The organism is Paracoccus cavernae (assembly GCF_042430175.1).
Classification (GTDB): domain Bacteria; phylum Pseudomonadota; class Alphaproteobacteria; order Rhodobacterales; family Rhodobacteraceae; genus Paracoccus; species Paracoccus cavernae.
Genome location: NZ_JBHMDZ010000001.1, coordinates 513,806 through 540,391 on the forward strand (window position 1 = coordinate 513,806; position 26,586 = coordinate 540,391).

26 protein-coding genes are annotated in these 26,586 nt (G+C 63.6%); 11 read left to right on the top strand and 15 right to left on the bottom strand.

The window, feature by feature from the left end; translation table 11 throughout:
• Window positions 1–8: 8 nt before the first annotated feature.
• The 5 genes from ACFFUC_RS02520 to ACFFUC_RS02540 form a co-directional block, all read right to left on the bottom strand.
• A complete protein-coding gene (locus ACFFUC_RS02520; protein WP_377683208.1) occupies window positions 9–1,040 on the bottom strand; it encodes an ABC transporter permease in 1,032 nt (343 codons plus the stop codon).
• 15 nt (window positions 1,041–1,055) lie between these two features.
• Window positions 1,056–2,033, bottom strand: coding sequence for an ABC transporter permease (locus tag ACFFUC_RS02525; RefSeq protein WP_377683209.1), 978 nt, complete (start codon window positions 2,031–2,033; stop codon window positions 1,056–1,058).
• Between the two features lie 9 nt (window positions 2,034–2,042).
• Window positions 2,043–3,536 carry a sugar ABC transporter ATP-binding protein gene (locus ACFFUC_RS02530; protein ID WP_377683211.1) on the bottom strand — a complete coding sequence of 498 codons (1,494 nt, stop codon included), beginning with the start codon at window positions 3,534–3,536 and terminating at the stop codon, window positions 2,043–2,045.
• Window positions 3,537–3,606: 70 nt separating this feature from the next.
• Entirely contained in the window at window positions 3,607–4,653 is a 1,047-nt protein-coding gene (locus ACFFUC_RS02535; RefSeq protein ID WP_377683213.1) for an autoinducer 2 ABC transporter substrate-binding protein, read from the bottom strand.
• 232 nt (window positions 4,654–4,885) lie between these two features.
• On the bottom strand, window positions 4,886–5,965 hold the full coding sequence (locus ACFFUC_RS02540) for an ABC transporter ATP-binding protein (protein ID WP_377683215.1): 1,080 nt from the start codon (window positions 5,963–5,965) through the stop codon (window positions 4,886–4,888).
• Window positions 5,966–6,107: 142 nt separating this feature from the next.
• Here ACFFUC_RS02540 and ACFFUC_RS02545 point away from each other — a divergent pair, with 142 nt between their 5' ends.
• The 8 genes from ACFFUC_RS02545 to ACFFUC_RS02580 all read left to right on the top strand — a co-directional run bounded on the left by ACFFUC_RS02545 (window position 6,108) and on the right by ACFFUC_RS02580 (window position 13,991).
• Entirely contained in the window at window positions 6,108–6,791 is a 684-nt protein-coding gene (locus tag ACFFUC_RS02545) for a GntR family transcriptional regulator (protein WP_377683217.1), read from the top strand.
• A gap of 1 nt (window position 6,792) precedes the next feature.
• Window positions 6,793–7,719, top strand: coding sequence for an alpha/beta hydrolase (locus ACFFUC_RS02550; protein WP_377683218.1), 927 nt, complete (start codon window positions 6,793–6,795; stop codon window positions 7,717–7,719).
• Between the two features lie 24 nt (window positions 7,720–7,743).
• Complete coding sequence (locus ACFFUC_RS02555; RefSeq protein ID WP_377683221.1) at window positions 7,744–8,964, top strand: ABC transporter substrate-binding protein; 1,221 nt, start codon at window positions 7,744–7,746, stop codon at window positions 8,962–8,964.
• A 153-nt stretch (window positions 8,965–9,117) separates the two neighbouring features.
• Window positions 9,118–10,035, top strand: coding sequence for a carbohydrate ABC transporter permease (locus tag ACFFUC_RS02560; RefSeq protein WP_377683223.1), 918 nt, complete (start codon window positions 9,118–9,120; stop codon window positions 10,033–10,035).
• Window positions 10,035–10,868: a carbohydrate ABC transporter permease gene (locus ACFFUC_RS02565; RefSeq protein WP_377683225.1), complete on the top strand. Its 834-nt coding sequence runs from the start codon at window positions 10,035–10,037 to the stop codon at window positions 10,866–10,868. The genes ACFFUC_RS02560 and ACFFUC_RS02565 overlap by 1 nt, the downstream gene beginning before the upstream one ends.
• Window positions 10,869–10,953: 85 nt before the next feature.
• Entirely contained in the window at window positions 10,954–11,841 is an 888-nt protein-coding gene (locus ACFFUC_RS02570) for a sugar phosphate isomerase/epimerase family protein (protein ID WP_377683227.1), read from the top strand.
• Entirely contained in the window at window positions 11,841–12,839 is a 999-nt protein-coding gene (locus ACFFUC_RS02575) for a Gfo/Idh/MocA family protein (RefSeq protein ID WP_377683229.1), read from the top strand. Before ACFFUC_RS02570 ends, ACFFUC_RS02575 begins: the two co-directional genes overlap by 1 nt.
• 57 nt (window positions 12,840–12,896) lie before the next feature.
• Complete coding sequence (locus tag ACFFUC_RS02580) at window positions 12,897–13,991, top strand: mannitol dehydrogenase family protein (RefSeq protein WP_377683231.1); 1,095 nt, start codon at window positions 12,897–12,899, stop codon at window positions 13,989–13,991.
• Between the two features lie 3 nt (window positions 13,992–13,994).
• Here the strand turns inward: ACFFUC_RS02580 and ACFFUC_RS02585 are convergent, their stop codons facing one another.
• Together ACFFUC_RS02585 and ACFFUC_RS02590 are read right to left on the bottom strand one after the other, a co-directional pair.
• Entirely contained in the window at window positions 13,995–14,453 is a 459-nt protein-coding gene (locus ACFFUC_RS02585) for a YaiI/YqxD family protein (RefSeq protein ID WP_377683233.1), read from the bottom strand.
• Window positions 14,454–14,526: 73 nt separating this feature from the next.
• Entirely contained in the window at window positions 14,527–15,414 is an 888-nt protein-coding gene (locus ACFFUC_RS02590; protein WP_377683235.1) for a DMT family transporter, read from the bottom strand.
• A gap of 215 nt (window positions 15,415–15,629) precedes the next feature.
• Here ACFFUC_RS02590 and ACFFUC_RS02595 point away from each other — a divergent pair, with 215 nt between their 5' ends.
• On the top strand, window positions 15,630–16,517 hold the full coding sequence (locus tag ACFFUC_RS02595; protein ID WP_377683237.1) for a helix-turn-helix transcriptional regulator: 888 nt from the start codon (window positions 15,630–15,632) through the stop codon (window positions 16,515–16,517).
• A gap of 185 nt (window positions 16,518–16,702) precedes the next feature.
• Window positions 16,703–17,059, top strand: a complete 357-nt coding sequence (locus ACFFUC_RS02600; protein ID WP_377683239.1) for a cupin domain-containing protein — start codon at window positions 16,703–16,705, stop codon at window positions 17,057–17,059.
• Window positions 17,060–17,135: 76 nt separating this feature from the next.
• On the opposite strand, the gene ACFFUC_RS02605 is transcribed toward ACFFUC_RS02600, so the two are convergent.
• The 6 genes from ACFFUC_RS02605 to ACFFUC_RS02630 all read right to left on the bottom strand — a co-directional run bounded on the left by ACFFUC_RS02605 (window position 17,136) and on the right by ACFFUC_RS02630 (window position 23,319).
• Window positions 17,136–18,185: an L-idonate 5-dehydrogenase gene (locus tag ACFFUC_RS02605; RefSeq protein ID WP_377683240.1), complete on the bottom strand. Its 1,050-nt coding sequence runs from the start codon at window positions 18,183–18,185 to the stop codon at window positions 17,136–17,138.
• Window positions 18,186–18,246: 61 nt separating this feature from the next.
• Entirely contained in the window at window positions 18,247–19,653 is a 1,407-nt protein-coding gene (locus ACFFUC_RS02610) for a TRAP transporter large permease (RefSeq protein ID WP_377683242.1), read from the bottom strand.
• 5 nt (window positions 19,654–19,658) lie between these two features.
• The gene (locus tag ACFFUC_RS02615) at window positions 19,659–20,231 is read right to left on the bottom strand and encodes a TRAP transporter small permease (RefSeq protein WP_377683244.1); all 573 of its coding nucleotides are present in this window, start codon (window positions 20,229–20,231) and stop codon (window positions 19,659–19,661) included.
• A gap of 80 nt (window positions 20,232–20,311) precedes the next feature.
• Window positions 20,312–21,286 (bottom strand): sialic acid TRAP transporter substrate-binding protein SiaP, encoded by a 975-nt coding sequence (locus ACFFUC_RS02620; protein WP_377683248.1) that lies wholly within the window; start codon window positions 21,284–21,286, stop codon window positions 20,312–20,314.
• 61 nt (window positions 21,287–21,347) lie between these two features.
• On the bottom strand, window positions 21,348–22,043 hold the full coding sequence (locus tag ACFFUC_RS02625; protein ID WP_377683250.1) for a FadR/GntR family transcriptional regulator: 696 nt from the start codon (window positions 22,041–22,043) through the stop codon (window positions 21,348–21,350).
• A 214-nt stretch (window positions 22,044–22,257) separates the two neighbouring features.
• Window positions 22,258–23,319: an Ldh family oxidoreductase gene (locus ACFFUC_RS02630; RefSeq protein WP_377683252.1), complete on the bottom strand. Its 1,062-nt coding sequence runs from the start codon at window positions 23,317–23,319 to the stop codon at window positions 22,258–22,260.
• A 112-nt stretch (window positions 23,320–23,431) separates the two neighbouring features.
• Here ACFFUC_RS02630 and ACFFUC_RS02635 point away from each other — a divergent pair, with 112 nt between their 5' ends.
• A complete protein-coding gene (locus tag ACFFUC_RS02635; protein WP_377683254.1) occupies window positions 23,432–24,421 on the top strand; it encodes a GntR family transcriptional regulator in 990 nt (329 codons plus the stop codon).
• Here ACFFUC_RS02635 and ACFFUC_RS02640 read toward each other — a convergent pair.
• Both ACFFUC_RS02640 and ACFFUC_RS02645 read right to left on the bottom strand, forming a co-directional pair.
• Window positions 24,418–25,137 (bottom strand): response regulator, encoded by a 720-nt coding sequence (locus tag ACFFUC_RS02640; protein WP_377683256.1) that lies wholly within the window; start codon window positions 25,135–25,137, stop codon window positions 24,418–24,420. The two genes, ACFFUC_RS02635 and ACFFUC_RS02640, sit on opposite strands and share 4 nt — an antisense overlap.
• Window positions 25,134–26,399 carry a GAF domain-containing sensor histidine kinase gene (locus ACFFUC_RS02645; RefSeq protein WP_377683258.1) on the bottom strand — a complete coding sequence of 422 codons (1,266 nt, stop codon included), beginning with the start codon at window positions 26,397–26,399 and terminating at the stop codon, window positions 25,134–25,136. The genes ACFFUC_RS02640 and ACFFUC_RS02645 overlap by 4 nt, the downstream gene beginning before the upstream one ends.
• Between the last annotated feature and the right edge of the window lie 187 nt (window positions 26,400–26,586).

Sequence of the window (26,586 nt, forward strand, 5' to 3'; positions counted from 1 at the left end):
TGAGCCCCCTATTTCGCGCGGCGCAGATAGTTGATCGCAATGACCACGACCAGAAACGCGCCCCAGATGAAGTCGATGAGGTGGTTCGAGACGCGGATCATCTGGAAGCCCGAGGACAGCAGCATCAAGGCGACCAGCGCCAGCAAAACGCCCTGCACCCTGCCCTTGCCGCCTGCCGGATTGGTGCCGCCCAGGACCGCGATCAGCACGGCCTGCAACAGGTAGGACCCGCCGAAATCCGCCTTGGCCGCATTGGTGCGCCCCGAGAGCAAAATCCCCGCGATCGCCGCCAGAAATCCCGTGAGCATATAGCTGTAGATCACCATCCGCGCCGAGCGGATCCCCGCGAAGACGGCCGCTTTCGCATTGGTCCCGATCAGCATCAGGTTCACGCCGAGCGAGGTGCGCTGCAACAGGACGGCGACGCCTCCCGCAACCGCAAGCAGCACCCAGAAAGGCGTCGCGATTCCAAAAATCTTGCCGTTGCCGAGCCAGCTCCATGTCTCGGGAAAGCCGACGATGGCGGGGCCGCCGGTCAGCACCAGCGCAAGGCCCATGAAGACCTGCCCCGTGCCGAGGGTGGCAAGGATCGGGATGATGCGCAGCTTTGCGATCAACAGCCCGTTCGCGACCCCCGCGCCAAGACCCACGACCAGCGCGATCAGCGCGGCGATGACGGTATGCAGGACCATCCCTGCGCCGCCTGCCGCCATCGCCTCGGCCACGGCGGGGTTCTTGAAGTAAAGCCCCGCGCAGATCGCCGCGAGGTTGGCGATCCCCACGACCGAAAGATCGATCCCCCCCGTCAGCATGGCGATCATCATCGCGATCGAGAGGATGCCGAGTTCGGGCATGATGTAGGAAATCGACTCGAAATTGTACCAGCGCAGGAACTTGTCGGGGCTGAGCGCGGTCATCGCGACAAAGATCAGCACTGTAATCACGATCAGCTGCGCGATGCCGGCATCCTCTCCGAGCAGGCGTTTGAGCAGCGGCTTGCGGGTGGCGGCGGGGGTCGGGGCGGGGGTCGGGGTTGTCATGACGGTTCCTCCTCCTCAGCCCAGCTTCTTGCGGTCGCGCCATGCGGTAATGGCGGTCGCGATGATGATGATCAGGCCCACGACGACGCGCTGCCATGTGGTATCGACCTTCATCAGGATCAGCGAATTCTTGACCATGACCAGCATGAAAACCCCCAGCACCGTGCCGAGCACAGAGCCGCGACCACCAAAGATCGACGCGCCGCCCAGCACGACGGCCGCGATCACGTCGAGCTCGAAGCCCTGAAAGTCGCGCGGATTGGCCTGCCAGATCATCGAGGCCTGCAAAAGTCCCGCAAAACCAGCCAGCATCCCTGCCGTGCAATAGACGAACCAGATCGTGCGGCGCGTATTGAACCCCGCGCGTTTGGCGGATTCGGGATCGCCGCCATAGGCATAGACCGAGCGTCCGATCATCGTGCGGTTCAGCACCCAATGGATGACCAAGGCCAGCGCGAGATAGACCAGCACCATCGCCGTCAGCCCGAAAGTCGCGCCATTGGCCGATGTCGCCACCGCCAGATCGGTCTTGCCGAAGGCGATCAGCTCTTTGGGCATCTTGTTGATATTGACGATGGATGTGCCCATCAGCCCCAGCACCAGCCCGCGGATGATCGAGGCAGTGCCGAGCGTCACGATCAGCGGGATCATCTTGAACCGCTCGATAATGAAGGCGTTGAAACCGCCCAGCACCAGCCCGATCAGACAGGCCAGCACGAAGGGCAGGAACACCGCATCGACCTGATAGGCAACCATCAGCTTGACGGTGATATACATCGCCGCAACCGCGATCGCGGTGAAGCTGACGTCGATCCCGCCCGAGATCATGACCAGAAGCACGCCCAGAGCCATGATGCCGATAATGACATTGGCTTTCGCGAGGCTGAACAGGTTGTCGAGGCCCCAAAAGGCCGGATTGACCAGTCCGATCAGCACCATGGCGGCGATCAGGACACAGGCGATAATGAATTCTGTGGAGCGCGTGAATGCCATTTCTACGCCTTAATTCAGTTGCTTCAGGCAGTCGTTGACCGCCTCTTCGGTCATCTCCGCGCCCGCAAGCGCCGAGACGAAACGACCGCGATGCATGACATGGATGCGGTTGCAGTTGGTCACCAGTTCGGGAATGTCGTCCGAGATCATCAGCACCGCGAGGCCCTCTCGCACCGCAAGATCGCGGATGATGGCGTGGATCGTGGCCTTGGATCCGACATCGACGCCGACCGTCGGCCCGTTCAGGATCAGGACCCGCGCGCCGGTCAGAAGCCAGCGCCCCAGCATCACGCGCTGCGCATTCCCGCCCGACAGATTGCCCACCGGCAATTCGGCATCGGGCGCGGCGATCTGCATGGCCGAGAACATGCGCGCGGTCTCCGCATCCATCGCGGCGCGATCAAGAAACAGCCCCTTTTTCAGCCGGTCGAGGATCGAGACCACCATGTTGCGTTTGATCGACTGGCCGAGAAACAGCCCTTCGGTCAGGCGGTCCTCGGGGACATAGGCAATGCCGAGCGCGATTGCTTCTTGCACAGAGCGCGGGCGCACGGGCGCGCCGCCCAAACGCATCTCGCCGCGCATCTCGCGCTCCATGCCGAAAAGGGCGCGGGCAAGCTCGGTCCGGCCAGAGCCGATCAGGCCGGAAATGCCCACGATCTCGCCCGGCTTCAGGGTCAGATCGACGCCGTCGACGGCGGCGGGGACGGACAGGCCGCGCACCTCGAGGACCGGCTCGGCCCCGCGGTCGGTGAAGTGGTAGTGGTCGGTCGCGATCTCCGCGCCGGTCATGGCGCGGGTGATTGCAGCCTCGTCGAAATCGGCCATCGCGCCTTCGGCCACTTTGCGGCCGTTGCGGAAGACCGTCAGACGTTCGGAAATCTCCAGCATTTCCCGCATTTTGTGGCTGACAAAGAGAACCGCGATCCCCTGCGCCTGCAAATCGCGCACAATGGCGAAAAGCGCGTCGACCTCGTGGCGGGTCAATGCGGTCGTCGGCTCGTCCATGATGATCAACCGCGCATCCGCCACGACCGCACGCGCGATCGCCACGATCTGCTTGTTGGCGGTGGGCAGGCTGCCGACCTCGGCGTCGAGATCCATGCTCACGCCCAAACGGTCGAGCGCGCGTTGCGCCAGGGCCCGAGCCGCGCGCCAATCCATGCGCTTGCGCCCCTGCATGACGAAGGTGTTCATCGCCAGATTCTCGGCAACCGTCAGATTCCCGAAGAGCGAGAAATCCTGATAGATCACCTGAATCCCGTGATTGACCGCCTTGATCGGATCAAGCTTCGCGACCGTCTCGCCGCCGATCGAGATTTCGCCGCTATCGGGCGTGTAGATCCCCGAGATCACCTTGATGATGGTGGATTTGCCCGAGCCGTTCTCGCCGGCAAGGCAATGGATCTCGCCCGCGCGGATGGTCATCGACACATCGTCAAGTGCCTGAACCCCGCCGAAGCGTTTCCCGATATGCCGTAGTTCCAGAATATTGTCCGACATGCCCTCTCCCGAAGGTATAAGCCGGATCGGGGCCGATAACCGGCCCCAAACCATTGATACAGAACGAAGATCAGAAGTCGTATTGGTCCATGTTCTCGGCGGTCACACCGACCCAGCCCGCGCCGTAAAGCAGGTTCGGACGGCTATCGTCGGGGGCGATCAGGTTGTCGTAGCCCGAAAGACCAAGGTTCAGACCGGCCTTGATCTCGTCTTTCTTGCCCTCGAGCGCGGCCACGGCGAGCATGTTCATCGCATAGCCCGCAACGGCCGGATCCCAGAACTGGATGTATTTGACGTCGCCGCCCGCGATATATTCGCCCGCAACCGACGGAAGGCCCGTACCCGCGAAGAAGACCTTGTCCTTCAGCCCGCTTTCCGCGATCAGACGCCCCGCACCCGCCGAAGTCGGCATCGGCGCGCCAAGAATGCCGGTGATGTCGGGATAGGCGGTCATCGCCTCTTTCAGCTTGGTGTAATCCTGATTGGCATCGTCATAGGTCTCGAGCCGGTCGCCGACCATTTCCATCTCGGGGAAATGCGTCTTTTGGTATTCGACCGCGCCGTCGATCCATTCCATCTGGCTTTTCGAGGTCAGCGAGCCGACCGTCGCGACATATTTGCCCTTGCCGCCCATCTGTTCGCCCAGATGCGCCATCAGCTCGGCACCATAGGCCTTGTTGTCGAAGGCCTCGAGGTCGAAATCGGTGTTCTGCAGGTTCGACGCCTCGTGCGAGACGACGACAATACCGCGATCGCGCGCCTTTTTCAGCACCGGCTCCAGCGCCTCGACCGAGAAGGGCACAACGGCGATCGCATCGACATCCTGCGCGATCAGGTTCTCGATGATCTGGACCTGTGCAGCCGCATCGGCCTGGCTCGGGCCAACCATCCAGACGTCGTTGCCGGTGTCGGATTTGAACTGCTCGACGCCGTCGCGCATGCGGTCGAACCAGGCGATGCCGTCGACCTTCACCACGGTCGCGATGGTGTATTTCTTGTCGTCCTTGGTTGTGATGAGGTCTTTGTTGACATTGGCGACATCGACCACGCCTTCGGACATCGCCGGTCCAACAAGGGCCATGACCGCGAATGCGGCCGAAGCGAGCAAAGATTTCATTCCGAACTCCTCCCTATATGCGGCGGTTTTCGGGGGGCTGCTCCGGTCCGTGCCGAGGCCGCTCCGCAGGGCGATGCGCACCCATCCCCGCGCCGTCACCTGCGGAGTGAAGCGCAAACTCTTGCCCAGAGCAATCAAATAGATGAGACGCGCGGACGCCCCGCGGCAAGCCTGCCGCGACACGCCGTTTTCTGCCGGATCGGGCCGCAAAACCGGCGGAAAATGCCCGCGATCAGGCGGTAAATTCGATCCGCGCGCCGCTTTGCGCGTCAAAGACATGCAGCTTTTTGCGGTCGAAGCGCAGGTGGATCACCTTGGGCAGATCCAGCGCATCGCCGGCCCCCATGCGCATGGTAATCTCGCGCCCGCCCAGCATGCAGATCGCCACCGTATCCGAGCCGAGTTCTTCGAGCACATCGACCTCGACCGAGAAATCGGCCTCATGCGGCAGGCTGAGAAGAAGATGCTCGGGGCGCAGGCCGATATCGACCTTGGTGCCGCGCGCCGCGGTGATATGGTCCAGCGCGATCACCCCGCCCGCAAAAGACAAGGCGGGGCCGCGATCGCCCGCAATGACCTCGCCCGGCAGGATGTTCATCTGCGGCGAGCCGATGAATTCGGCGACAAAGCGGCAGTTCGGCCGCTCGTAAAGCTCCAACGGGCGGCCGTGCTGGACGATTTCGCCCTTGCGCAGCACGACGACACGGTCGGCCAGCGTCATCGCCTCGACCTGATCATGGGTCACATAGATCGTCGTGGTGCGCAGCATGCGGTGAAGGCGCTTGATCTGGGTGCGCATCTCGACGCGCAATTTCGCATCGAGATTCGACAGTGGCTCGTCGAAAAGGAAAACCTTCGGCTTGCGCACGATCGCGCGGCCCATGGCGACACGCTGGCGCTGGCCGCCCGAAAGCTGGCCCGGACGGCGGTCGAGAAGATCGGTCAGTTGCAGGATCCCGGCGGCTTCGGCGACTTTCTCGCGAATCACCTCGGGCTTTTCGCCGCGCATTTTCAGGCCGAATCCGATGTTCTGGCCGACCGTCATATGCGGATAGAGCGCGTAATCCTGAAAGACCATCGCGACATCGCGGCCGCGCGGCTCGACATCATTGACCAGCGCATCGCCGATCTTGAGGCGCCCGCCGGTGATGTCCTCGAGACCCGCGATCATCCGCAACATCGTGGATTTTCCGCAACCCGACGGCCCGACGAAGGCCACGAATTCGCCGTTCCCGATTTCCAGATCGACGCCGTGGATCGTCTCGACGGTGCCATAGCGTTTGACGATCTTCTCAAGGCTTATCTGCGCCATGAACCCTTGTCCTCCCAGACCCCCGAAGCGCGGCGTCCCGGGCCGCTCGCTTGGTTTATCAATAATCTTGACATTATCGATAACGTAGCGATTATCGATAAAGCAAGCATCGAATGACACCCAGCCGGAGGAAACGCGCATCGTGACGCCCAGAAGCGTGACCAAGACCGCCCCGCAAAAAGGCCCCGGCGAAATCGTCGAGGCCGCGCTGCGCCGCGGCATCGTGCTGGGGACGCTGGAACCCGGCGCGGTCCTGCGCGAGATGGATCTGGCCAGCCAGTTCAACTGCTCGCAAGGCACAGTGCGCGAGGCCCTGATGCGGCTCTCCGAGGAAGGTCTCGTGACGCGGCGCGCCCGTCGCGACACCCATGTCGCCCCCGCCCGCCCCGATGATGCGGGCGAGTTGCTGCGCATCCGCCACGACATCGAATGCCGCGCCGCAGGGCGCGTGATCGCGGCGCGCGATACGGCGCTGACCGACGATCTGGGCGACCTTTTGCAGGCGATGCGCCTCGCGGCCCTGCAGGAGGACGAATATGCCCTTCTCGAAAGCGACTGCCTGTTCCATTTGCGCCTGTTCGAGGCCGCCGCAATGCCGGTGGTCGAACCGGTCCTGCAACGCTGCCTCGTCCATTCGCAGCGCTTCAAGATCCTCAACACCGAACCCGACAGCCGCGTGCTGCTGGAAACCGCGAACCGCCATGTCGCAATCGTCGATGCGGTGAAATCGGGCGATGCCGCCGCGCTGGAAACAGCGCTTTCGCATCACATTTCGACCATCGTGGATTTCGGTCCCGATGTCCTGCCACTCAACGCGAAGTCCTGACATGAGCTCTGCCGCCGATCTGCTTGCCCCCGAAATGCGCGACGTTCTGGACCGGCTCGCGGCCGAAAGCGGCCCGCAGCCCGACCCAACGACCCTGCCCCCCGCCGAGGGCCGCGCCTTGGCCGAGGAAGGCAACAAGCGCTGGAACGACGGCACGCCCGCCATGGCGGAAACGCGGGCGGTCGAAACCTCTGCGGGCATCACGGCCCATGTCTATCTGCCCGAAAACGATGCGGGCAAGGATGCGGTCCTGTTCATCCACGGCGGCGGTTTCGCCTTTTGCTCGAGCGCGACCCATGACGGCGCGGCGCGCCAGCTTGCACGCGAATGCGGCGCGGCGGTCGTGACCTTCGACTACCGCCTCGCGCCGGAACATCCCTATCCGGCAGGGCTGGAAGATTGCCTTGCGATCTGGGCCGCGCGCCACGAGGTGTTGGCCGGCCGGCGCTGGTCGGTTTCGGGCGACAGCGCGGGTGCCAATCTGGCGGTCGCCATGATGCTGCGCCTTGACGGGCAGGATTTGCCCGCGTCGGGCCTGCTGTTTTACGGGGTCTATGACGCCGATTTCAACAGCCCGAGCTACCGCGCCGTCGCCGACGGCCCCGGCCTCACCCGCGACAAGATGCGCCGCTATTGGGATTTCTACACCCCCGAGGCAGGCCGCGCTGCCGATCCATATTTGACCCCGGCGAATGCGCCCGATGACATGCTGGCCAAGCTGCCACCGCTTTATCTGAACGCGGCGCAGGTCGATCCGCTTTGCTCGGATAGCGCACGCTTTGCCTCGCGCCTTCATGCTCTGGGGCGTCAGGACGAATTCGAGATCGTCGCGGGTGTCGTCCACGGCTTCATGCAGATGAGCCTGTGGCTGCCCCAATCCGTCGAGGCCTATCGCCGCGCCGGCGAGGTGTTCCGCAAGATCACCTGAAGACCAATAAAAAGGGAGGAAACAATGAAAACCAAGACCGCCATGCTGGCATTGGTCGCCGGTCTGGGCCTCGCGCCCTTCACCGCCTCTGCCGACAGCACCGTGAAATTCTGGTACCACTTCGACAATCCCGACAACCCGATGTCGGATCTCGTCTCGAAGTTCGAGGCCGCCAACCCCGGCATCAAGATCGACGCGCAGAACGTGCCGTGGAACAGCTATTACGACAACCTGTACACCGCGATCGTCGGCGGCAATGCCCCCGATGCCGCCATGCTCAAGATGCACGCCCTGCCGCGCCTGACCGAGATGGAGGCGCTCGAGCCGCTGGACGAGCGCATCGCCGCTTGGGACGGACGCGAGGATCTTTTGGACAACCTGCTCGACCTGACGAAGGCCGAGGACGGCAAGCAGTATTACCTGCCGATCCAATATGTCGCGCTCTATCTCTATTACCGCGCCGACATGCTGCAGGAAGCGGGGATCGAGCCGCCCCAGACCTGCGAGGCCCTGCGTGACGCGGCCGTCAAACTGACCCGCGATACCAATGGCGACGGCAAGATCGACACCTATGGTTTCGGCTTCCGAGGCGCGAAATCGGGCCATGAACATTGGGGCCCCTTCACCCTGTCGCGCACGGGCGTCGCGCTGGACGACAGCCTGAATTCGGAGGCGGGCGTTGCCGGTACGCAATTCTTGGTGGATCTCTTCCGCAACGACAAGGTCTTCCCGCCTTCCGCCCCCAATGACGGTTTTCAGGAAATCATCGGCGCCTTCAAATCCGGCGTGACCGCGATGACGATCCACCATATCGGCTCCTCGAACGATCTGGTCGAGGCGCTCGGCGACAAGGTTTCCGCGACCATCGTGCCGGAATGCGGCGGCGGGCGCTGGACGACGTTTGGCGACGAATCGACTGCCGTTCTGGCCAATGCGTCCGACAAGGACGCGGCGTGGAAATGGATCTCGTTCCTGTCCACCACCGGCAACAACGCGCTTTTCAACACCGCGACCGGCCAGCTTCCGGTGACGAAATCCGACACTGCCGCGTGGGACCGCCACGAGAAGCGCTTTATCGACGCGACGCAGGAATCGCTGCCTTTCGCGAAGCTGCTGCCTGCCTCCTCGGCGACGCCCGAATTCGTCAACACCGTCTGGCCGACGAATATGCAGCGCGCCCTGAACGGCGAGATCACCGCCCAGCAAATGAACGAGGCGATCGCGAAGCTTTTCGCCGAGAACTGATCCTTCGACCAAACCGCGTGGCTGTCGCCGCAAGCCGACCGCCGCGAACCCAACCCCGAGACCCCGACCGGATAGCGCCCTCACGCCCCTTTGGTCGGGACCTGTTCCGCCTTGCCTGCCGGCGCCGCCGGTAGGGCCAAGAGAGGTTTGCCTATGACCACCCAATCCGACCTCGCGATCGAGCCCTACCGGCACGGCAGGCTTTGGCGTCAGATCCTGCCTTTGGCACTGCTGTCGCCCGCCGTGCTGGTGACTTTGGCCATCGTCTTCTTCCCGATGATCCAGACCGCCTGGATGAGCCTGCACGACTATGTGCTGTTTCGCCCCAAGAAATTCGATTTCGTCGGTCTGAAACATTACTTCGCGATCTTTCAGGACGAGGTCTTCTGGATCTCGCTGCGCCATACCGCGCTGTGGATCCTGATCACCGTGCCCGCCCAAGCCGCTTTGGGTCTGGCGACGGCGCTTTTGCTCAATCAGGAATTCCCGTGGCGTCCGATCGCCCGCGCGCTGGTGATCATTCCGTGGGCGCTGCCTTCGGTCGTGATCGCGCTGATGTGGACGTGGATCTACGATTCCAACTACGGCGTGCTGAACGACCTGCTGCTGAGGATCGGCCTGCTGGAAACCTCGATCCCGTGGCTCGCCAATCCCGACACCGCGCTTTACGCGATCATCCTGACGCTGACATGGCAGGGCTTTCCCTTCTTCGCGATCATGATCCTTGCCGGCCTGCAATCCATCCCGCGCAGCTATTACGAGGCCGCCTCGCTTGATGGCGCAAGCAGCCTGCGCCAGTTCTGGCACATCACCTTGCCGGGGATCTCGGGGGTGCTGTTCACCGCGATCCTCTTGCGCACGATCTGGGTCGCGAACTCGATGGATGTGATCTTCGTCATGACCGGAGGCGGGCCGGGTTACGCCACCTATACCCTGCCGCTTTACGCCTTCCTCGAGGCGCGCACGAACCTCAACTTCGGCTACGGCTCGGCTTTGGCGATGACCTTCACGATCCTGCTTCTGGGTGTCGTGATCCTGTATCTGAAACGCTCGGCAAAGGCGGTGCAATAATGGCCATGGGTCGCAAATCCTTGCCCAAACGCCTGCTGACGGTGGATCTGCCGATGGCGCTGATCCTCTTGTTCACGCTGGGGCCCTATCTGTGGATGCTGCTGACCTCGCTGACCAGCGAGCAGCAGATCTTCACCGAAGGCCCGTCCCTGTTCACCATGGTCTGGGACAATTACCAGCGCCTGTTCACCAATGTGGGCTTCGCGCGCAACATGCTCGACAGCTTCATCATCGCGGCGGGCACGGTGGTCGTGGGCCTCGCGCTGTCGGTGACGGCGGCCTACAGCTTCTCGCGCTTCGAGTTCCGCGGCAAAAAGATCCTGCTGCTGCAATTCCTGCTGATCAACATGTTCCCGCTGGTGCTGCTGATCCTGCCTTTGTTCGTCCTCATGCGCCAATTGGGGCTGCTGGACACGCATTTCGCGCTGATTGTCGCAAACTCGACCATCGCCATCCCCTTCTCGGTCTGGATGATGACGAGCTATATCAACGGCATCCCGAAATCGCTCGACGAGGCGGCGATGACCGACGGCTGCTCGCGCTTGCAGGCGATGGTGCGGGTGATCTTGCCTTTGTGCACCCCCGGCATCATCGCGACCGGCATCTATATCTTCATCACCGCATGGAACGAATACCTTTATGCGCTGACGCTTGGCGGCCAGAACGTCCGCCCGATCACCGTCGCGGTCCAGACCATGATCGGCGAATATCAGGTGCAATGGGGTTTGCTGACGGCGGGCGGCATCGTCGGCGCGATGCCGGCAACCGTGCTCTTCCTGATCATCCAGCGTCGGCTGGTCGGCGGCCTGACCCAAGGCGCGGTCAAAGGCTGATCCCACCCATTTCGCGCGCCCTGCCCACAGGCGGGACGCGCCGGAAATCCCGAAGTTTTCATTCAAAGACCCCCAGAGGCATATCGTGAAAAATCCTGTCGGCATCATTTCGATGCAATATATCCGCCCCTTCAACAACGGCGCGCTGCATTACCTGAAGAAAACCCGCGAACTCGGCTTCGATTTCATCGAGTTGCTGGTCCCCGAGCCCGAGGATGATCTCGACCCCGCCGAAGTCCGCCGCATCTGCGAGGGCGAGGGGTTGGACATCGTTCTGGCCGCGCGGGTGAACCTGCAACGCTCGATCGCAAGCGAGGATGCCGCGAACCGCCAAGGCGGCATCGACTATCTGAAATTCTGCATCGAAGCCGCCGACCGCGTTGGTGCCAAAATCATCGGCGGCCCGCTTTACGGCGAGCCTTTGGTCTTCGCGGGCCGCGCCCCCTATCCGTGGACGGCCGCGCAGATCGCCGAGCGCGCGAAACGCACCATCGACGGTCTGGCCCAGGTCGCGCCCTTGGCCGAGGCTGCGGGGCAGGTCTTCGGCCTCGAGGCGCTGAACCGCTTCGAGACCGATATCGTCAACACCACAAGCCAAGCGATCGAGATCTGTGATGCGGTCGGCTCGAAAGGTCTGGGCGTGATGCTCGATACGTTCCACATGAATATGGAGGAACGCTCGATCCCGGATTGCATCCGCGCCACCGGCGAGCGTTTGGTGCATTTCCAAGCCAACGAAAACCACCGCGGCTTCCCCGGCACCGGCAATATGGACTGGGCGGCGATTGCCCGCGCGCTCCATCAGGTCGGCTATCAGGGTCCGGTCTCGCTGGAGCCCTTCCGCCGCGAAGACGACCGCGTCGGCCTGCCCATCGCCCATTGGCGCGCCCCCCACGAGAACGAGGACGACAAGCTGCGCGCCGGCCTCGCCCTGATCCGCTCCGCGCTGCACTTTGCCGAGGTGAACCACTGATGACGATCAAGATCGGCTGGATCGGCTGCGGCCGCCACGCAACCTGGATGCTGATGCCGCAACTCGCGCGCAGCGGCTTTGAAATCGCCGCCGTCTGCGACCGCGATCAGGCGGCGGCCCAGAATGCCGCCCGCCAGTTCGGCGCAAAAGCGGTCTATTCCGACTTTGAAGACATGATCGCCAATGCCGATATCGACGCGGTCGGCATGGCGGTCGGCCCCGAGGTCCATTTCCGCGCAACCCATGCCGCGATCAAGCGCGGCCTGCCGGTCTTCATGGAAAAGCCGCCCGCCGCCACCGCCGCGCAGGCTGAAGACCTGATGCGCGCATCCGAGGCCGCGAAAGTGCCGGTCACCGTCGGCTTCATGAAGCGCTATTCGACCGGCAACAAGATCGCCAAGAACATCCTTGATGGCGGCGATTTCGGCGCGGTTCTGGGCATCCACGGCAGCTATATGACCGCGCCCACCTATTTCTCGGGCGAGGTCGATTATACCGGCTTCTACCTGCACCACTGCGTCCATTACATGGACCTGATCCCGTGGTTCGCGGGCTCGGAATTCGCCGACATCAAGCTGCGCAAGAATGTCCCCGATGCGGGCAAGATGCTGATCCACATGAATTTCGAATGCGAAAACGGGGTGATCGGCAATATCGTCATGGGCACGGTCCAGTCGCGCGGCACGCCGATGGAATTCGTGCAGGTGATGGGCGACCACAACCGCGTCGAGGTCGAAAACGTCATCAATGTCGCATGGCACCGCAACCCGCCCTTCAAGGCGGACGATCCCAAGGCGGTTCTGGATCCGGCCTGCGACAGCATGGTCTGGACCCCGAATTTCACCGCCGCCGCGAACGAGGATCACAAGGGCTATCACGCGCTGCTTTTGGATGTCGCGGCAACCATGCGCGGCGAAAGCGACAATGCGCCGCTGATCCGCGACGGCTGGCTTGCGATGCGCCGTCTGGAACGCATGATCACCCTGATCGAAGGCTGATGCCCGCTGCCGCCTCCGGTCCTCGGGGGCGGCATTTTGTTTGGAAAGGACCACGATTTGCGCACTCCGATCATCCAGTTCGGCACCAGCCGCTTCCTGCAGGCCCATGCCTTGAGCTTTCTGCAAACCGGCCGTCCCTTGGGCGAGGCGCCGCATGTCACCGTGGTCCAGACGACCGATGATCCCGCGCGGCGCAACCGGCTGGAGGCGCTGGCAGCCCCCCAAGGCTACCGCGTCGAGATCAAGGGGATCGAGGGTGGCGAAACCGTCGACCGCGCCGAACAGGTGCAGGTCGTCAAGCGCAGGCTGGCCTTTTCCGCCGATTACGCCGCACTTGAACGGATCGTCGCGACCGAGGCGCGCTGGATTGTCTCGAACACCGCCGATCGCGGCTTTGATCCCCAGCCCGCCGACAGCCTGCCCCGCCCCGATCCGGCGCAAAGCTATCCCGCGAAACTTTACCACCTGCTGGCCGCGCGCCATCTGGCAGGCGGCGGCGCGCTGACCATCCTGCCGACCGAGCTGGTGGCAAGGAACGGCGACGTCCTGCGCGCCCGCGTCATGGACATCGCCCGCGAACAGGGCGCGGATGCGTCGCTTGTCGACGCGCTTTCGCAGCATCTTTGGGTGAACTCGCTGGTCGACCGCATCGTCTCGCAAGAGCTGCAGCCCGCGGGTGCCGTGGCCGAACCCTATGCGCTTTGGGCGATCGAGGATCAGCCGGGGCTTTCCATGCCCGTGACCCATCCCGCGATCCAGATCATGCCCGATCTCGAACCGATCCAGCGGCTGAAGCTGCATGTCCTCAACCTTGGCCATACCACGCTGGTCGATCTGTGGCAGCAGGCGGGCAAGCGCGAAACCTATGTGCGCGAGGCCATGTCCGGCCCCTTGGCGGGTGAGCTGCTGGCGATCTATCAGGCCGAGGTTCTGGCCGGTTTTGCGGCGCGCGGTATGGGCGATCAGGCGCGCGACTATCTGGCGGTGACGTTGGACCGCTTCGCCAATCCCTTCCTTGACCACCGGCTGTCCGATATCGAGGGCAACCACGCCTCGAAGATCAGCCACCGCGTCACCGATTTTCTGGGATGGAGCGGGCTGACGCCGGATCAGGCCCCCCGCCTTCACGCTTTGTCTGCGAAAGGGGCCTGAGCCTTAGGCTTTGACCGTCAGGGCCTTGGTCAAAACCTTGTCCAGAGATTGCAGGAAATGCGAGCGGTCGGCCTTGGAAAAGGCCGCCCCGCCGCCCTGAAAATTCGGATTGGCCGAGCGGATGTCGCTCATGAGATCGCGGGTCGCGAGCCTGCCGCCGATATTGGCCATGGTCAGGATCTCGCCGTTATTCTGCACGACCTGCGCTCCGGCTTTAAGGCAGCGGTCGGCCAAAGGAATGTCGTTCGTCACGACCACATCCCCCGGACCGCTACGGTCGGCGATCCACATATCGGCCACATCCATGCCCTCGCTGACGATCACCAGCGACACCAGCGGATTTTGCGACGGCCGGATGCCGCCGTTGCAGACCAGAACCATGGGCACGCGCAGACGGGTCGCGACACGCTCGGCCTCGGATTTGACGGGGCAGGCGTCGGCATCGATGTAAAGCGTGGTCATGGCGGTCCTCTATCCGGCGGTCTGCCCCTGATCTAGGCCGCGCGGCCCGCTTTGGAAAGAAGCGCGCCCGCGATCACGCGGCAAGCGCGGCCGTTTTGCGGCGTGGCGCGAACATCACGACATTGCCCAAAAGCGCGAGGATCAGCCCCGCAACCGCACTCGGATGCCATTGATAGCCCTCGAACACCGTGGAAAGCGCCAGCGCCACTACCGGAAACAGCACCGTCGCATAGGCCGCCCGCGACGAGCCCATCCGCGCCACCATCATCAGATAAGTGGTAAAGCCAACGACCGAGCCGATCACCGCCAGATAGACCAGCGCACCGACATAAGCCGCATCCGGCGGGGCCACCAGCGGCGTGCCGGTCAGCGCGATCAGCACCAAAAGGATCACCGCGCCGCAACCCATGCCCCAAGAGGTCGCCGTTACCGGCGAAATCCCTGCCGCGCTGTTGCGCCGCGAGACCATGTTACCCAGCGAAAACAGCATCGTGCCCAGACAGGCAAAAAAGATGCCGGTCAGAACGCCGCCGTCATGGGACACCGCCAGCTCCGGCCCGAACAGCAACACCAGTCCCGCCACGCCCAAAGCCGAGGCCAGCACCGTGCGCCCCGAAATCGCATCCTTGAAGAAGATCCGCGCATTCACCGCATTGAACAGCGTCGCGAGCGAGAAGATCACCGAAATCAGCCCCGAATGCACATAGCCCGCCGCCGTATAGAAACAGATGAAGTTCAGGCTGAAGAGGCAAAAGGCCTGCGCGAGGATCCACAGCCGCTCGCGCCCCTTGGGGATCACCAGCCGCCCGCTCAGCGCCAGTACCGCCAGATAGACCAGCCCCGCCAGCGCGAAACGGTAGAAAACCGATGCCAGAACCGGCACCGGCCCGACCTGAAAGGTGATCGCGATCCATGTCGAACCCCAGATCAGGACGGTGGCGGCGAAGAGGAGGATATTCATGAGCAAACCTTGGGCAGTCGTCTTGAAAACAAAAGCGGCGCGCGAATCCGGCAAATCGGCCGGCGCCTCCCCCCGCCCTACACCCGCGCAGCGGAAATGTTTTGCACGATCTTGCGGTGATCGTGCGGCGGGGCGGGTCGCGGGGCGATTGCGGTCCGACTTGCCTCTGGCGGCGGGCGTGGCGCGCGTTAATCTGGGGGCATCCTGCTTTTGCGATGGACGCCATGCCCGGCCCGCTTTTGCCCGTATCGACCTTCCTTGCCGCCTCGCCCCATGCGCGACGGGGGGCGGCGCTTGATCTGGGCTACGGGCGCTCGACCACGGTCTGGAGCAACCGCGACGCGCAGGTTCGCTACGAGGGGCTCTCGGGCCATACGCTCAGCCTCTATACCCGGGGCGGCAGCGGGACACGGCGCATCGATCGGGGCGCGAAAGCGGCGGGCGTCGACCGCGGCTGGCAGGGCGCGATCTGCCTGATGCCGCAGGGGCAGGTCTCGGAATGGGAGATTTCGGAGCGGTTCGAGTTTTTCCATCTCCATTTGCCCGACGAGGAGTTGCGCCTCGCCTATAGCGAAATCTGCGGGCGTGATGCGCGCGGGCTCGCGCTGGCGGATCTGACCTATATAGACGCGCCGCGCATGATCGCGCCTTTCCGCGCGCTTTGGGCCGCGACAGAGGCAGCCGATCCCTTCGCCGCCGAAACCGCCATGTCCGAGCTGCTGGCCAGCCTTTTCGCGGATTCGCATCTGGGCGCGCCGGTGGCGGGTCCTTTGTCGGGCGGGCTCGCGCCGCGCAAATTGCGGCTTTTGACCGAGCATATCGAGGCCCATCTCGACCAGCCGATCCATCTGCGCGATCTGGCGCGGCTCGCGGGGCTCAGCGAGTTCCACCTGCAACGCAGCTTCCGCGCGACGGCAGGGATTTCGCCGCATCGCTGGATCCTGCACCGCCGTATCGAACGCGCGAAATCCCGCATCCGCGCGGGCCGCCCCCTGCTCGAGATCGCGCTGGATTGCGGTTTCGACAGCCACAGCCACTTCAGCCGCGCCTTCAAATCGGCGACCGGCGCGACGCCCGGCCAATACCGCCGCTTGTCGGCATGACGCGCGGACGGACAGCCAGCCGGACGGACCGCCAACCGCCCTGAAACATGGACAAGGACAGGCGACCCAAGGTCTAGGACCAAAGCGGCTCATGACTTCGCGGGGATCGGGGCTAGCCTTGGTCGCGCGCCTTCTCCGGCGTGATGTTATCGAGCGAACCGCTCTGCGTTTTTCAGGATAGTACCATGGCAGTGATGAAATTTGGCACCTATCAGGCCCCGAACTCCGAACCGATCACCACGGATCTGGACTGGTGGGAGCCGGTCGAAGGGACACCTTCGATGAAAACATGGATCGAGAACCAGACCGATGACGGCAAATTCCTGACCGGCTATTGGGAAGCGACCCCCGGCAGCTACCGCGTCGTCTACGGCGTCGACGAATATATCCACATGTTCGAAGGCAAGGTGACGCTGACACAGGACGGCGAGGAGCCCAAGACCTTTCAGGCGGGCGATACCTTCTACATCGAGGCGGGCTTCAACGGTATCTGGAAAACCGAGGAAACCGTCCGCAAGCTCTTCGCCATTCGCGCGAAATAGCCTAAACTGAAATCTTTAATGACGGGTCTCCCTCTGCGTGCAAACGCAGAGGGAAATTCATTTCGGGTGCTGCCGCTCAGGCGAAGGTCAGCTGCACCTTGCAGGCCAGACTGCGATCTCCCGCCAATTCAAAGGCTTCGACCGCGCGTTCGAGCGGCAGGCTATGGCTGATGATCGCGCGCAGATCGACCTTGCGGCTGCCGATCAGGGCGACGGCCTCGGCGAATTCCTCGTGGAAGCGTTGCGAGCCGCGCCAGGTGATCTCCTTGCCGACCAAAGCGTTCAGCGGGATGGTCATATCGCCGGTCACGCCGACCTGAATGATGACGCCGCGCGGGCGGATCACGGCAAAAGCCGCGCGCAACGCGGGCGCGGCGGCCGAGCAATCGAAGACCAGATCGATCTGGCCCTTGCCCTCCTGCAGCGGCAAAAGTGCGTCGGGGTCAGTTGCGACATTGATGATCTGCCCCGCGCCCATCTGGTGCGCCCGCGCCAGCGCCGCATCGGTCAGATCGGTCACGATCACGTCCTCGGCCCCCGCATGGCGCGCGGCGGCCAACACCAAAAGCCCGATCGGCCCCGCGCCGCTGATCAGGATGCGCCGCCCCGCCAGATCGCCCAGCAACGCTCGCGCCTGAGCCACGGCATGAAGGCAGACCGCGAGGGGTTCGGCACAGGCGGCCTCGGCCTCGGTCGTTGTCTCGGGGAAGGCATGGACCTGTTTGGCCGGTACGGTGAACAGATCGCGAAACATCCCCTGCTCGTGCGGCAAGCGCATGGCCGAGCCGATGAAATGCATGTCGAGGCAATGGATCGGCAAGCCCCGCGCACAATAGTCGCAGTTGCCGCAGGGCTGCGAGGGATTGACCGCGACCAGCGTGCCAAGGGGCAGCGAGACGCCCTCGCCGACCGCCTCGACGCGGCCCGCGGCCTCGTGGCCCGCGATGATCGGCTCGCGCACGCGGACCGGACCGAAGCCGCCGTCCTGATAATAATGCAGATCCGAGCCGCAAATCCCGCCCGCCGCCATCCGCAGCAGGACCTCGCCCGCGGCTAGGTCCGCGACCTCCTGTTCCTCGACCCGCAAATCGCGCGCGCCGTAAAGACGCGCCACTCTGGTGCGCATGAAACGCCCTTTCGACACCGTAATGAAAAGCCCGCGCCGGTCGGGGCGCGGGCAAGGCGGTTTACTTGATCAGACCAAGCTGGGTCGGCAGCCACAGGCTGATCGCCGGAATGAAGGTGATCAGCAGCAGTGCCACGAACAGAGGGATCATCCACGGCAGGATCGCGAGCGCCGTCCTCTCGACCGAGAGCTTCGAGATCCGCGCCAGCACGAAGAGCACCATCCCCACCGGCGGCGTCAGCAGGCCGATCATCAGGTTGAGCGTGACGATCAGGCCGAGATGGACCGGATCCACCCCATAGCGCGCCGCGACCGGCATCAGGATCGGCACGATGATCGTGATGGCCGCGATCGTATCGAGGAATGCGCCCACGATCAGCAGCAGGATGTTGACGATGATCAGGAAGGTCCACCAGTTGTTGGTGATCGAGAACATCAGATCCGCAAAGAGCTGCGCCGCTTGGCTGACCGTCAGAAGCCATGCAAAGATCGAGGCCGCCGTCACGATGAACAGGACCGAAGCCGTGGTCTCGATCGTGTCGAACGAGGCTTTCGCGAGGCTGCGGAACGTCATCGTGCGGTAGCGCACGAGGCCGAGGAACATCGACCAGAGCACGGCGGCGACGGCGGCCTCTGTCGGGGTGAACCAGCCAAGCGTCATGCCGCCGATCAGCAGGACCGGCGCCATCAGCGCCATGACCGCGTACCAGTCGAAATACCAATCCAGCGCGATCAGGGCGGCAAGGCCGATGATCACGGCAAGGTTGACCGAAATGCCCATCATCACCAGCGCATAGATCGCGACCGGAAAGCCCAGAACGATCAGCACTTCGCCGCCGGCGCCCAAAAGCTGGCGCAGGTTGAACGGCGTGTCGGAACCCCAGCCGTAGCGGCGCGCGAAGATATAAACCGTCAGCATCATCAGGCTGGTCATGACCACGCCCGGAATGATCCCCGCCATGAACAAGGCGCCGATCGAGGTATTGGCCATCATGCCGTAGATCACGAAAGGCAGCGAGGGCGGGATGATCGGACCGAGCGTGGCCGATGCGGCGGTGACGCCGACGGCGGCCTCGACCGGATAGCCGTGATCCTTCATCGCCTTGATCTCGATCGTGCCGATACCGGCGGCATCGGCCAGCGCGGTCCCCGACATGCCCGAGAACACCACCGAACCGATGATGTTGACCTGTGCCAGACCGCCCTTCATCCAGCCGACGAGCGAGAGGGCGAAATGGTAGATGCGGCCGGTCACACCCGCGATATTCATCAGGTTGCCGGCAAGGATGAAGAAGGGCACCGCGATCAGCGGAAAGCTCTCCACCCCCGCGATCATGCGCTGCGCCGCGATAATGTCGGGCGCGACATCGTAGATGCCCAGATAAAGCAGCGAGGCCACCGCCATCGACACCGCGACCGGCACGCCGATCAGCAGCAGGACAAGAAAGGCTCCAATCAGTAGCAGCATCGCCCTTATACTCCCGATACGCCGCTTTCCGCGGCTTTTTCACGAACGGTTTTGGTGCTGCGCATGTCGCTGACCAGATTTTGCAGCGCGCGCAGACCCATCAGGGCAAAGGACACGAGCACGGTGTAATAGATGATGCCGCGCGGCAGATCGATCGTGACCATCCGCTCGGAACCGACGACGCCGACATAGCGCCACATCAGCCAGGTCATGTAGACGAAGAAGCCGACCGTGATGACGTCGACGATGCATTCGAGCACGCGGCCCGCCTTGCGCGACAGAAAGTTGTAAAGAATGTCTACCACGATATGGCGCGTCATACGCACGCACATGACCGAGCCCAGAAAGACCACGACGACAAGGCAGTTCATCGCGACTTCTTCGGTCCAGGTCAGGCTGTTGTTCAGCGCGTAACGCGTGAAGAATTGCAGGAACACGCAAAGGGCCATTCCCCAGAACACGGCAAGCGTGATCCAGTCCTCGACCGAATAGGGGGAAAGATCGACGGGGCCGGTCTCTTCCTCGAAAGCATGCGCCATTTCTTCCACGCTGATCGGCGTGTGGTCTTTGTCTGCCATATCAAAGGCTCCGGAAATGGGGTGGTTCAGGATGCCCGGGGCCGGCGATGCGGCCCCGGGGCTTGCGACAGTGGCGGGTCTTACTGGACCGCGCGGATCGCTTCCCAATCGGCTTTGTTGTAGCCGTATTCCTCGAAGGGCACTTTCTCGAGAACGACGCGCTCGAAATCGGTGGTGTCGACTTCGTTGACGCTGATGCCCATGCCGCGGAACTTCTCGACCAGCTCGCCTTCGCGCTGCTCGACGATCTTGGTGCCGCGCTCGGCCGCTTCCAGCATCACTTCCGAGAAGATCTGCTTGTCTTCATCCGACAGCTTGTTCCACAGCTGGCCCGAGACCACGGTATTGAGGTGGTCGACGATGTGGCCGGTCAGCGCGATGTTCTTCTGGACCTCGTAGAACTTCTTGGCCTCGATCGCGGTCAGCGGGTTCTCCTGCGCCTCGACCGTGCCGTTCTGCAGCGCCAGATAGACTTCGGCGAAAGCGATGGGCGAGGTGTTCGCCCCGCAAGCGCGCGGCATCGCGAGATAGGCCGGAACGTCGGGAACGCGGATCTTCAGCCCCTGCATATCGGCGCAGGATTTGATTTCCTTGTTCGCGGTCGTATGGCGCGTGCCGTAATAGGTCACGGCGGTGATGTGGTTGCCGCTGGCCTCCTCGTAGCCCGCGACGAGCTGCTTGAAGACGTCGCTTTTGGTATAGGCGATCAGATGCGAGGGGTTGCGGAAGATATAGGGGTAATAGGTCACGCCGATCGGCTTGTAATCGCGCGAGGCAAAGCTCGACCCCGAGATGATGATGTCGACCGTGCCCAGTTTCAGGCCTTGGTTCAGGTCGGTTTCCTTGCCCAGCTGCGAGGCCGGAAAGACGTCGATCTTGTAGCGGCCGTCGGTGCGCTTGGCGATTTCCTCGGCTGCCCAAACCGATTCCGTGTGGAACGGCTCGGATGCTTCGTAGACATGGCCCCATTTCAGCGTGGTTTGCGCTTGGGCTGCGAAAGTGCCGGCCATCAAAACGGCGGCGGCACCCATCAGGCCTTTGATCGTGAACTTCATGCATTCCTCCCAGTAGCGTCGGTTCAGTTGCTTGGTCGTTCTTGTGGTGCCACGCCCGCCCCTAATTCGGATCGGGCGTGAAATTCTCGGAAAAGCGGCGCTGCGATTCCGTCAGATGGTGGCGCATCGCCTCGCGCGCCGCCGAAGGATCGCCTTCGGCAATCGCATCGCGGATCGCGCCATGTTCCGCCAAAGCCAGCCGCCAGGTCCGCGGCCCCTCGAAATGGACCGAAAAGCGCTCGAAAAACGGCGAAAGCCGTTGCTCGTAGCTCGCCGCCATCAGATGGGTCAGGACCGAATTGCCGATCCCCTGCGCGATGGCGATATGGAAAGCGCCGTCCAGCCGGATCGCGCTCGGCGTATCGTGAAGGGCGGCGGCCATTTCCGTCAGGTTGCGGTCGAGCCCCTCGATCAGCTTGGCCGAGACATGACGCGCGGCCTCTTCGGCCACGGCGCTTTCGATGATGCAGCGGGCCTGAAGGATCTCGAACGGGGCGCCGCCTTCGATCGGGCGGCTCTCGCCGGGGGCCTGATGACTGAGATAAATGCCCGAGCCCATGCGGATCTCGACATGGCCCTCGACCTCGAGCGCGATCAAAGCCTCGCGCAGCGACGGGCGCGACAGGCTGAACTGCTCGGCCATATCGCGCTCGGACGGCAGCCGCTCGCCGGGGGCAAGCCCCTGATCGGCGACGAAAGCCATGATCTGGTCTGCAACCTGCCGGTAATGGCGACGGGTTGCGGGCTCGTTGAGCATTTCTTCCCTCCTGCACCGCCTCCTCGCGGTGCCGACCCTGCGGTCATGGCCAAAGTGGTTTGACCAATTTCAGGTTACAGGCCGATTCTCGCGCCGTTCAAGCAATTCTTATCGTTCTGGTCCCTTATTCCTGCTTGCCATCCGCCAATATCAAACAAACTCAATCGGATAGATCGAACTGGCCTCTGTATCCGACAGGACATTCATCCCGCGCCTACCAGTCGATCCCCAGCCTTTGCGACAAATCGCGGAAGCTTTGGGCCGTCACAGGGTCCAGAATCACGCCGTTTTCGCCACGTTCCGCCGCGACTTTCCATTCGCGATCCCCCGGAGCCATGACCGAGACACCGTCCGGCGCATTCTCCCTCAGGGCCGAGCCGCGCAGCACGTCGAGATAGCGCGTCATGCCCGCATCGAAAGCGGCGCGGTCAAGAAAGGCTTCGGGTTTGAGCGCCAGAACGAAGGCCCCCATTCCGCGCGGCGTCGCGAAATCCGGACCGCCCATCGGGTCGATATCGAAGCTGAGTTTCATCCCGCTCAGCACCGCGCTGAAGATCTCGGCCACGCCCGCCAAAGCCGCGCCCTTGAAGCCGAACATGCCGCCAAGCGGCGCGAGCATATCGGCCAGATGGGCGTCGCGGGTATCGCGCCCCGTCACATCCGAGGCCACCGCTTCGGGCAGTTCCACGCCCAGACTGCGGTAAAGCTCGACTCGGTTATAAGGAATGGCGCTGGTCGCCATATCCAGAAGCCAAGGCTGCTGACCTGCAACCGGAACCGAAACCGCAATCGGATTGGTGCCGTGGAAACGCGATGCACCATCATGGAGACGCACAAAACTATCGGAATTACAAAATGTTATGCCGATATACCCCGCCTCGGCCGCGGCAAGCGCATAGGCACCCGCCGGTCCGAAATGCGAGCTGTTGCGGATTGCGACCGCACCCAGACCGAACTGGCCGGCCAACGTGACGGCGCGCGCCATACCGTGATAGGTCCCGACCGCGCCTTGGGCGTGATCGGCGTCCCAGACCTCGATCGCGCCGAAACCGCCAACCTGTTTCATCCGCGGATTGCGGTTCAGACGCCCGCCCTCCAGCGCCTTGAGGTAATGCGGCAAAAGCCGGACGCCGTGGCTGTCGACGCCCAGTCGGGTGCCGTGCAGCATGGCACGGGTCGCGCCATCGGCGGTCGCCTTGTCGGCACCGATCGCCGCGAAAGCCGCGCGGCAAAAGCGCTCCAACGCCGCCAAACTGATTTGCTGCTCTGCACCCATGGTCCCCTCCGGCAAATTGCATAGTGGATACACTAGACAGATATTCAGAAGCCCTTCAATTGATTTCCGCCCGCCCTTTCTGCATTCTGCCCCGACCAAAGGAGCAGGCCGCATGTCCCCCGAACCATCCCGACTGGCGCCGCGCCTTTATCAGCTTGCGACCGAGGCGCTCGCCCGCGACATCCGCAGCGGCACCCTGACGGGCGGCGAGGCCCTGACGCAGAACGGCGTGGCTTTACGCTTCGGGATCAGCCGCGCACCGGCGCGCAAGGCATTGGACGATCTGGCCGATCTCGGGCTTTTGACGCGCAGCGCCTCGGGCCGGTTCGCGGTGGCACAGGGCCAACAGACCGGCGCGGCACCCGCCCGCGCGTCGGCTGATCCCGAGAACGACCGCCTGACCCCGCAAACCAGCGGCGCGCTGCTTTACCCCGAGGTCGAGCTGGCCATCGTCTCGCGCAGCTCGCTTGGTGCGTGGCGCGTCAATGAATCGGTGATCGCACGCCATTACGGCGTCAGCCGCACGGTCGCGCGCGAGGTCGTGGTGCGGCTGGAAGCGCGCGGCATCATCGTCAAGGACGATGCCGGCCGCTGGTTCGCCCCCGCGCTGACCCAGACCAATATCGACGAGCTTTACGAGCTGCGCTGGGTGCTCGAACCCCTCGCCATGGAAAAGGCCGCGCCGCTTTTGCCTGCGGGCTATCTTGCAGAGCTGCGCCGCGAGCTCGAAGCCGCGATGCAGCCCGGCGCGGTGATCGATTCCGCGCTGCTCGACCGGCTGGAGCATCGCCTTCATGTCGAATTGCTGGGCTTTTGCGGCAATCGCGCACTGATGCAGGCGATCAGCCTGCCGCAAGCTTTGCTGATCGCGCATCATTTTCTCTATAGCTGGACGCTCGAACTGTTCGGAACCGAGCCCTTTCTGGGCGAGCATCTCGAGATCATCCGCAAGCTCGAGGAGGGCGATCTTCCTGCCGCGAAAGCCGCGCTGACCGCACATCTGCGCATCTCGCGCCGCCGCGCCATGCTGCGGATCGAAGCCATTCAGGAGCTGGTCCCGCCGCAGCCCCTGCCCTATCTCGAAGCCGTGGAGCCCGCCTAGCCCGCCGGATTGCGCCGCAGCCAGTCCTGCATCTCGCGTTCGGCGATGCGCAAAGCCTCGACATTGAGCACGCCGCCCGTCAGCGCGCAGGCAACCGCGCGGACGCGCTTGTTCATGGCGGGCGTGCCGCTATCGGGCAGGTCGACGGCGAATTTTTCGTAAAGCGACAGCAGCCGGTTCTGGACCGTGCGCTCGGACATGCCGCGACGGCGCGCGATCTCGCGGTCGGGCAGGCCCAGCGCCATGTCGAGCAGTACCGAATATTCGCTTTCGCTAAGCCCCTGCGCGGGACGGGACTGGCGTTGTTGCAGGCGGTGGATTTCGCGGTCGACCAGCACCTGCCCCTCGACCAGAACGGCGCGCATCGCCAGATGCAGGCGCTGGACCGGCGCGGTTTTCAGCACATAGCCATAGGGCGATCCCGCCGGAACGATGCGGCTGAGGCCGCGCAAATAGGCCTCGTCCGCGTAGTTCGACCAGAACAGGATGCGCGTTTCGGGGCGCTCGGACCAGATTGTGCGGGCGGCATCGATGCCGTTGCGCTCTTTCATCTGGAGATCCATCACCACCGCGCCGACGCCCTTGCGCGCCATCGCCTCGCCCTCGCGGCCGTTTTCGGCAGTCAGGACATGCGAGACCTCGGGCAAAGCCTGATCGACGGCATCGCGCAGGAAAGCGGCATGGAGGGGGTCGTCTTCGACCAGAAGGATTTTCATGGCGCAACCTCTTGCGGGGCAGGCAGGCTGACACTGACGCTGGTGCCGGTCTTGCCGCTGCGCACCGAAAGGCGTGCTCCGATCAGCTGCGCGCGGGTGCGCATATGCGAAAGCCCGCCCTTTTTGCGGCTGCGGCGGATGTCTTCGGCAATGCCGCAACCGTCGTCGGCCACCGTCACGCGCAGACGCGGTTTACCCGCAATCCGCACATCGATCCGCGAGGGGGCGGCATGGCGTCCGGCATTGTTGATCGCCTCCTGTACGATGCGGAACAGCGCGATGCGCACCACCGGATCCAGCGCATCCACGCCCAGATTGCTGTCGTCATGGACATGGATCGCGATATCGCTCTCGCGGGTCGCCCGCTCGAGATGGACGCGCACCGCATGGCAAAAGCCGAACATGTCGAGAATCGAGGGGACCGCCGTGTCGATGATGCGCCGCAGATCGTCGACGCAATCATTGAGCTGCGCCAGAACCGCATCACCGTCCATTCCGCCCGGCCGCGAAAGCTCGCGCATCAGGCGGCTCAGATCGGCCAGGGTCTGGTCGTGGAGATCCATGCCGATACGCTGGCGCTCCTGTTCGAGCGCCTCGGTCAGGTTCAGCGCGCCTTGGCGCAAGCCGTCCTCGCGGGCGCGGGCCTCGGCCTCGATGATCGCGGCATGGCGCGAGCGGTCGGTTTCGAGCAGTGCATAGACATAGGGCGAGATCAGATCGGCAACATAGCGCGCCGCCGCGACATCGCGCGGGCCGTAACTGCCCCGCGTCAGCCGCGAGATGCTGAGCGCGCCGATAATCCCGTCCGCAACCACCAGAGGCACATGCACCCGCGAACGCAGCTTGTTGTCGAGGATCGGCGCCACGAAAGCGCCGGGAAAGTTGAAACGTGGATCCAGCATCGCATCATCGGTCAGCAGATGGTCGACCCGCCCCCGCAGCAGGGTGCGGATCGGGCTGGTTTCGACATTATCGGTGGCGCGGCGGCCCCATTCGGTCTCGATTCCGGTCTCGTAGGCCGCCGACAGCGTTCCGTCATGGCGCAACAGGCACAGATCGAGGTGGTCATAGGGCAGAAACTGCCCGATCTCCTGCGCGACGGAGCGGATCGCCGACAAAAAGTCGAGCTGCCCCGCCAAGGCCCGCGAAATCCGGAAAAGATGCGGCAAAAGCGGGCCGGGATCGAGCTCGACCTGCTCTGAAGCAGGCTTTGCGGCAGCTTCAGCGACAGCCTCTGGTGCCGGTCGGGGTGAATGCTGCATGCCGTCCCGCCTCCCCTCGGTCCGCAAGCCGCCGAAGTCGGGCTCCGGCGCGTGATCCGACGATGCCACATCGGCCGCGCCGCTTCTATCGGCATAGCTCCGACTTGCGGGAACCCGCAAGTGATACGCGGCCAGATGCAGGAAGCGGCACGTTTCCATTCTATGCACAGGCCCCGCTCCGCCTATC

Excerpts from the sequence above, each read along its gene's own strand:
- ACFFUC_RS02520 (WP_377683208.1), bottom strand. The coding sequence starts at position 1,040 with ATGACAACCCCGACCCCCGCCCCGACCCCCGCCGCCACCCGCAAGCCG.
- ACFFUC_RS02525 (WP_377683209.1), bottom strand. The coding sequence starts at position 2,033 with ATGGCATTCACGCGCTCCACAGAATTCATTATCGCCTGTGTCCTGATC.
- ACFFUC_RS02530 (WP_377683211.1), bottom strand. The coding sequence starts at position 3,536 with ATGTCGGACAATATTCTGGAACTACGGCATATCGGGAAACGCTTCGGC.
- ACFFUC_RS02535 (WP_377683213.1), bottom strand. The coding sequence starts at position 4,653 with ATGAAATCTTTGCTCGCTTCGGCCGCATTCGCGGTCATGGCCCTTGTT.
- ACFFUC_RS02540 (WP_377683215.1), bottom strand. The coding sequence starts at position 5,965 with ATGGCGCAGATAAGCCTTGAGAAGATCGTCAAACGCTATGGCACCGTC.
- ACFFUC_RS02550 (WP_377683218.1), top strand. The coding sequence starts at position 6,793 with ATGAGCTCTGCCGCCGATCTGCTTGCCCCCGAAATGCGCGACGTTCTG.
- ACFFUC_RS02555 (WP_377683221.1), top strand. The coding sequence starts at position 7,744 with ATGAAAACCAAGACCGCCATGCTGGCATTGGTCGCCGGTCTGGGCCTC.
- ACFFUC_RS02560 (WP_377683223.1), top strand. The coding sequence starts at position 9,118 with ATGACCACCCAATCCGACCTCGCGATCGAGCCCTACCGGCACGGCAGG.
- ACFFUC_RS02565 (WP_377683225.1), top strand. The coding sequence starts at position 10,035 with ATGGCCATGGGTCGCAAATCCTTGCCCAAACGCCTGCTGACGGTGGAT.
- ACFFUC_RS02575 (WP_377683229.1), top strand. The coding sequence starts at position 11,841 with ATGACGATCAAGATCGGCTGGATCGGCTGCGGCCGCCACGCAACCTGG.
- ACFFUC_RS02585 (WP_377683233.1), bottom strand. The coding sequence starts at position 14,453 with ATGACCACGCTTTACATCGATGCCGACGCCTGCCCCGTCAAATCCGAG.
- ACFFUC_RS02590 (WP_377683235.1), bottom strand. The coding sequence starts at position 15,414 with ATGAATATCCTCCTCTTCGCCGCCACCGTCCTGATCTGGGGTTCGACA.
- ACFFUC_RS02595 (WP_377683237.1), top strand. The coding sequence starts at position 15,630 with ATGGACGCCATGCCCGGCCCGCTTTTGCCCGTATCGACCTTCCTTGCC.
- ACFFUC_RS02600 (WP_377683239.1), top strand. The coding sequence starts at position 16,703 with ATGGCAGTGATGAAATTTGGCACCTATCAGGCCCCGAACTCCGAACCG.
- ACFFUC_RS02605 (WP_377683240.1), bottom strand. The coding sequence starts at position 18,185 with ATGCGCACCAGAGTGGCGCGTCTTTACGGCGCGCGCGATTTGCGGGTC.
- ACFFUC_RS02610 (WP_377683242.1), bottom strand. The coding sequence starts at position 19,653 with ATGCTGCTACTGATTGGAGCCTTTCTTGTCCTGCTGCTGATCGGCGTG.
- ACFFUC_RS02615 (WP_377683244.1), bottom strand. The coding sequence starts at position 20,231 with ATGGCAGACAAAGACCACACGCCGATCAGCGTGGAAGAAATGGCGCAT.
- ACFFUC_RS02620 (WP_377683248.1), bottom strand. The coding sequence starts at position 21,286 with ATGAAGTTCACGATCAAAGGCCTGATGGGTGCCGCCGCCGTTTTGATG.
- ACFFUC_RS02625 (WP_377683250.1), bottom strand. The coding sequence starts at position 22,043 with ATGCTCAACGAGCCCGCAACCCGTCGCCATTACCGGCAGGTTGCAGAC.
- ACFFUC_RS02630 (WP_377683252.1), bottom strand. The coding sequence starts at position 23,319 with ATGGGTGCAGAGCAGCAAATCAGTTTGGCGGCGTTGGAGCGCTTTTGC.
- ACFFUC_RS02635 (WP_377683254.1), top strand. The coding sequence starts at position 23,432 with ATGTCCCCCGAACCATCCCGACTGGCGCCGCGCCTTTATCAGCTTGCG.
- ACFFUC_RS02640 (WP_377683256.1), bottom strand. The coding sequence starts at position 25,137 with ATGAAAATCCTTCTGGTCGAAGACGACCCCCTCCATGCCGCTTTCCTG.
- ACFFUC_RS02645 (WP_377683258.1), bottom strand. The coding sequence starts at position 26,399 with ATGCAGCATTCACCCCGACCGGCACCAGAGGCTGTCGCTGAAGCTGCC.